This window comes from Aquabacterium sp., from assembly GCF_041915145.1.
Lineage (GTDB): Bacteria > Pseudomonadota > Gammaproteobacteria > Burkholderiales > Burkholderiaceae_C > Aquabacterium.
Map to the genome: position 1 here is coordinate 1 of NZ_JAYSBZ010000119.1, position 5,655 is coordinate 5,655.

Here is a 5,655-nt window from a genome sequence, read left to right on the forward strand (position 1 = left end):
CGACAACGGCATTGGCGTGGCACTGGCCCTGGCGGTGCTCGAAGACCGCAGCCTCGTGCACGGCCCCATCGAAGCCTTGTTCACGGTGGACGAAGAAGCCGGCATGGGCGGCGCCCAGGGCTTGGCGACCAACGTGCTGCAAGGGCGCCTGATGCTCAACCTCGACACCGAGGAGTGGGGCGAGTTCTACCTGGGCTGCGCCGGCGGGCTGGATGTGAACGTGCAGCGCCCCGGGCAGGCCGAGCCGTGCCCGGCGGGCTATGAGGCGTGGCGCCTGAGCTTGCGCGGGCTGCGCGGCGGGCACTCGGGCGTCAACATCCACGAAGAGCGCGGCAACGCGATCAAGCTGCTGGTGCGGGTGTTGATGGGGTTGAGCGAGGACGCGGTCGGGCCGGGGGCGTTTCGCCTGAGCACCTTGCAAGGTGGCACGGCGCGCAATGCCTTGCCGCGTGAGGCGGTGGCGACGCTGGCGCTGCCGGCCGGGCAAGGCGCAGCACTGGCCAGCGCGCTGGCCGGGTGGCAGACGCGCTTGCGTGGCGAGCTCACCGGGGTCGAGCCGGGCCTCGTGCTGAGCGCCGAGCCGGCAGCGGTGGAGGCGGTCATGTGTCCCGCCGATCAGTGCATGTGGCTGCATACGCTGCACGCCGCCCCGCATGGTGTGCGGCGCATGAGCCAGCGTGTGCCGGGCGTGGTCGAAACGTCGAACAACCTGGGGGTGGTCGAGCTGAGTCCGCAAGGCGGCCACGCCAATTTCATGGTGCGCTCGCTGGTGGACAGCGCGGCCCAGGCGCTGGCTGACGAGATCGTCAGTCTGTGGGCCTTGTCGGGAACTGAAGCCGTTTGCTCGGGTCACTACCCGGGGTGGTCGCCGGACCCGGCCTCGCCGCTGCTGGCGGTGTGCCAGGCGGTGTATCGCGAGCAGTTTGGTGCCGAGTCCACGGTGCAAGTGATCCATGCGGGGCTGGAATGCGGAATCATCGCCGCCAAGTACCCGGGGATCGACATCGTGTCGTTCGGCCCCACCATTCGCGGGGCGCATGCGCCGGGCGAGTCGGTGGAGGTGGCGTCGGTGGCGCGCACCTGGCAACTGCTCACCGCCATCCTGGCTCAACTGGTGCAACCTCAATCGGCGCAACCTCAACCTGCGCGCTCTGTCTGACGGGCTGCGGCTTCGCCTCGATCATCAACTGGACTCATCGTTTCATGAAACCTACTTCGACTCGCTCGGTTCGCTTCGCTCGCTGGTCCTCGCTGGTCTGCATCACGGCTGCGGTCGTGGCGGCCGCTCCGCTCACGGTCTGGGCCAAGACGCCCACCGCGCAGGCGGCCACCGCGGTGCTGGACGCCCAGACCGGCGGCATCAGCGCCTACCGCTTGCCCAACGGCTTCAAGATCATCCTGGCGCCGTACCCGTCGGCGGCCACCGCGCGCATCGAGTTGCTGGTCAAGACCGGCAGCAAGCTGGAAGGCTATGGCGAGACCGGCATGGCGCACCTGCTCGAACACATGCTGTTCAAGGGCGCCGGCGCGCGGGCCAACGTCAAGAGCGATCTGACCGCCCTGGGCGCCAGCTGGAACGGCACCACCACGGCCGACCGCACCAACTACTTCGAGGTCATTCCGGCCGAGCCCGACAAGATCGATGCGGCGCTGCGCATCGAGGCCGACCGCTTCATTCGCGCACGCTTCACGCAGCAAGACCTCAAGAGCGAGATGACCGTGGTGCGCAACGAGCTCGAGCGCGGCGATTCGAGCCCCGACAGCCTGGTGATGCGCGCCCTGCAACGGCAGAGCTGGTTCTGGCACGGCTATGGTCGCCCGACCATCGGCGCGCGCAGCGACATCGAAGACGCGCCCTTCGCGGCACTGCAGGCCTTTCATAAAAAGCACTACCGCCCCGACAACGCCGCGCTGATCGTGACCGGCAAGTTCGACGCGGCCCACGTGCTCAAGCTCGCCAGCCAGCTGTTTGCCGAGGCGCAGAACCCGCCCGGCCCGCCGATCACGAGCTGGACGCGCGAAGAGGCGCACCCCGTCACCAACCGCAGCGAGATGACCCTGCCCGCCGGCCGCACGCTGGTCGCCAGCGGCTGGAAGCTGCCCGGCGCGCTCGAACGCCAGACCTACGCGCTCGATCTCGCCAGCAACGCCATCTGCTCGAACGACTGGGGCACGCTGCGCAAGAGCCTGGTGCTCGATCGCAAGCTCGCCATCAACGCCATGTGCGGCACCGATCTGCAAAAGGACTACGCCCTGTTCACGGCCTTCGCCGGCGCAGAGAAGGGCGCCGATGCGGCTGCCTTGTCGCGCGAACTGGTCGAGCACGTTGAAGCGGCGGCCCGCCAGGGCGTGACGCCCGAGCAGCTCGACCGCGCCCGGCAAGAAGAGCTCACCGCCTACGAGCGCATCGAGAACGACCACGAAGGGCTGGCTGCGCAGTTGTCGTCGGCCGAAGTGGCGGGCGATTGGCGGCTCTACTTTTGGCGGCGCGATCTGGTCAGCAGCATCACGGCTGATGAAGCCAACGCGGCGTTGCGCAAATGGATCGTGCCCACCAACCGCAGCGACGTGCTGCTGCGCCACGCCGAGGGCGTGACGGCGCCCGAGCTGCCCAAGGCGGGCCCGGCGGCCGCGCTGGTGGCGGGCAAGAGCTGGCCCTCGGTAGCCAAGGTGAGCGACCCCATCCCGACCTCGGCGGCCGAGCTGGCCAAGGCCAGCGTCAAGGTCGACCTGGGCGACCCGCGCGCGCAAGCCGTGATGATCACGCGCCGCACCCAAGGTGATCTGGCCTGGGTGGTGTTTGCTAACGACTACGGCAATGAAGCCGCCTTGCGCGGCCGCACCGCCGCATGTGGCATCGCCAACGGCTTGCTGGGCTATGGCGGCGCCGGGCTCACGCGCGATCAGCTCAGCGCCAAGATGGCTGACCTGAAAGCCGAGTGGTCGATGAGCCTGGGCGGCGTGAGCGTGGAAGCGCCGCGCGACAAGGTCGATGCCGCGCTCGACGTGCTGCTCGCCGTCTGGTCGGCCCCGAGCCTGCCCGAGGCCGAGTTCGACCGACTCAAGGCCGCGGCGGTGTCGGGCATCGAGCGGGCCATGAAGGAGCCCAGCGCCGTGGCCGCCAATCAGGCCGGGCTGCGCTTCGACAACTACCCGGCGGCCTACGCGCTCAAGCCGCGTTCGCTCGAGCAGCAACTCGCCGAGGCCAAGGCCGTGCGCTACGACGACGTGAAGGCTTGCGTGAACGACTTCCTGGGCGTGTCGCACGTGCGGCTGGCACAGGTGGGGCACTTCACCCCGGCCGACGTGAAGGCCACCTGGGCCAAGCTCGCCAAGCTGCCGGCGGGCAAGCTGCCCTACACCCGCGTGGCCGATTTCGACGCGCCCACGGCCGTCAACACCCAGCCGATCTCGGTGGCGATGCCTGAAAAGCCCAACGCCACGGTGATGGGCTTGACGCTGATCCCGCTGCGCGACGACAGCCCCGACTTCCCGGCGCTGCGCCTGGCCATCAAGGCTCTGGGTGGCGACGCCGATAGCCGCATCTGGCAGCGTCTGCGTGAAAAAGAAGGCCTGGCCTATGGCGCGGGTGCCGGCCTCGCGGGCGCCACGTTTGAAGCGCGCAGCAGCGTGCAGCTCTCGGCCACGGCGGCGTCGGACAAGGCCGAGGTCGCCCTGGCCAGCTTGCAAGACGAGTTGCAGCGCGCGCTGCGCGACGGCTTTGGCGAGGCCGAGATCGAACGCGCCAAGCGCAACTGGCTGCAAGAGCGCAAGAACTCGCTGCGTTCGGAAGACGGCTACGCCGGTAGCCTCGCAAACGGCTTGTATTCGGGCCGCGACTACGCCTGGCTGGCCGACTACGACGCCCGCATCGGCCAGGTCACGGCAGCGCAGGCCAGCGCGGCGCTGCGAAAGTACCTCGGCAACGCGCCGGTGGTCTGGATGGTGGGCAAGGGCAAGAAGTAGGGCTGCAAGGCTAACGATAGATCCAAAACCTGACGGACAAGACGGAGAGTGAACCCATGCCAGAAATCAGCCACGCCACGATGGTGCTTTCGATTCAAGCGATTGCACAAGAGATCAAAAGCCTGCGCCAAACCATCGCTGATGGTGATGCGGTACCTGAGGACTATGTGATTCTGGACGATCTCCAGGACGCAGCCCGGGAGTTGGAGCGGGAATATGACAAGGCCGCTCAGACCGTGTTGAACTTGCCACCCTACGGTGAGCTGGCGGGAGGATAAGGGTACGTGTCTGGTTGTACACCGTCTTGAAAGTGTGCGCCACAGTCACTAGAGATAGCGCCAAAAACGCCAGCCCTGTCTGTCTTTCCGTGAACCTGGCATGCGGTGCAACGCATGCGAGTTACTTGTTCTTTAATCCGCCGACCGCATGTTTCGCAGTTGCTAGGAATTGGTGCTGATTGCAGTACCGAGGCCTCGCCGATGTATTGGGCCAGAATCTGCCTGCTGTACCCTGGTGGCGTTCCTCGTGAGAACACTTGGTAAGGCAAAGAAATAACCGTCGAGCCCGCCCGCCCCTCTAGCAACTGCATCTTCCAGTCTGGTGGTCCGAAGCATTGACTGCGCATTTGGAGTACCTTTTCATCGCGCAGTTCGTTCACCAAGCGAGCGCCAGCTTTAGACGATACAAGTACCACCCGGCGGTACATGCGTCGAGCAGGATCGGCGCACTGCGGCATGCTGCAAACCATAGCCAGCGTTTGCTTTGCCACCCGTTTTAATATTTCTCCACTTGGCGTAAACAGCAATGGGGTGATACCGTCCCGCGAGGAATGAAAAGGCAGCAAGTCGATGCCGCCGATTTCCCATTGCTCATCGTGAGCACTGCTCCATAGATGTCGGCTGCGCAGGTGCTGACGATGGGCGGTGAAATGCATAGCCCACATTCGTAGGGCGTAGGTCCAGTAGCGGATCGTACCGATGTGTTTTGGGTAAACGTCGAAGATATTGCGGCAGAAGTCGGCGTTAGAGACAGGGCTCTTCTCCCGCACGCAGTGCTCAACTTTGTTTGCCGTTGGCCTGAAGCCAGGATTGGCAGATACGATAACCAGCCCGTCAAGCCGACCAACTGCCGTGGTAGGCAAGTGGTTAGGCTGAAGCACGAAGGGGTTATCTGCCTTAAAGCCAAAGGCCTCATTTAGCCGAGCAAGCGCATCGCATTGGCTCCCGTCCCGGAACGCTTGGTATTGCCAATTCGATAACCTGCCGTATATGTCGCCCTCGCCGCGAACGTCACCAAGTTGGGTGACATATTGATCGAGGTAGTGCATTGGCATAGGTATGCACAAATTACAGAGCGTCGCTTTACGCCAGTTCAGCTCCTAGAACGCACGTTGTGCGCACGGCGAACCTGGCAGTCATTCCTCAGGAGTCGCTGCGATGGTTGGCAATTCGCTTCGCCCTCTTGGAATCGGCTAATTCGCAGACTGGGCCAGCGTATGTTATTGAGCAAAATGTGTCCCAATCACCTTGAGTCCAGCAGAAGTTCCGTCCAGGCTTATGTTTCGCAACTGGTTCATCTTTTTCAACACGACCTTGAAAAAGAATCGCATCGGAACGTGCGTCTGCAACCGTGATGTCAATTCTTTCGAACTGAGCCCCACCTCCCCCCCAAGGGGCTTGGTGCCAGTTG

At 64.7% G+C, this 5,655-nt stretch carries 5 protein-coding genes; 3 read left to right on the forward strand and 2 right to left on the reverse strand.

The features are described from left to right. The 3 genes from pepD to ACE3SS_RS14615 all read left to right on the forward strand — a co-directional run. Positions 1-1,159, forward strand: a 1,159-nt coding sequence (gene pepD, locus ACE3SS_RS14605) for a beta-Ala-His dipeptidase (RefSeq protein ID WP_374595194.1), incomplete at its 5' end; no start/stop codon positions are given. A gap of 44 nt (positions 1,160-1,203) precedes the next feature. Then, positions 1,204-3,966, forward strand: a complete 2,763-nt coding sequence (locus ACE3SS_RS14610; protein WP_374595196.1) for a M16 family metallopeptidase — start codon at positions 1,204-1,206, stop codon at positions 3,964-3,966. Positions 3,967-4,022: 56 nt separating this feature from the next. Beyond that, positions 4,023-4,244 (forward strand): hypothetical protein, encoded by a 222-nt coding sequence (locus tag ACE3SS_RS14615; RefSeq protein WP_374595198.1) that lies wholly within the window; start codon positions 4,023-4,025, stop codon positions 4,242-4,244. Here the strand turns inward: ACE3SS_RS14615 and ACE3SS_RS14620 are convergent. Next, positions 4,220-5,293 carry a hypothetical protein gene (locus tag ACE3SS_RS14620; RefSeq protein WP_374595200.1) on the reverse strand — a complete coding sequence of 358 codons (1,074 nt, stop codon included), beginning with the start codon at positions 5,291-5,293 and terminating at the stop codon, positions 4,220-4,222. The two genes, ACE3SS_RS14615 and ACE3SS_RS14620, sit on opposite strands and share 25 nt — an antisense overlap. A 171-nt stretch (positions 5,294-5,464) precedes the next feature. After that, positions 5,465-5,655: hypothetical protein (locus ACE3SS_RS14625; protein WP_374595202.1), on the reverse strand; the 191-nt coding region annotated here is incomplete at its 5' end.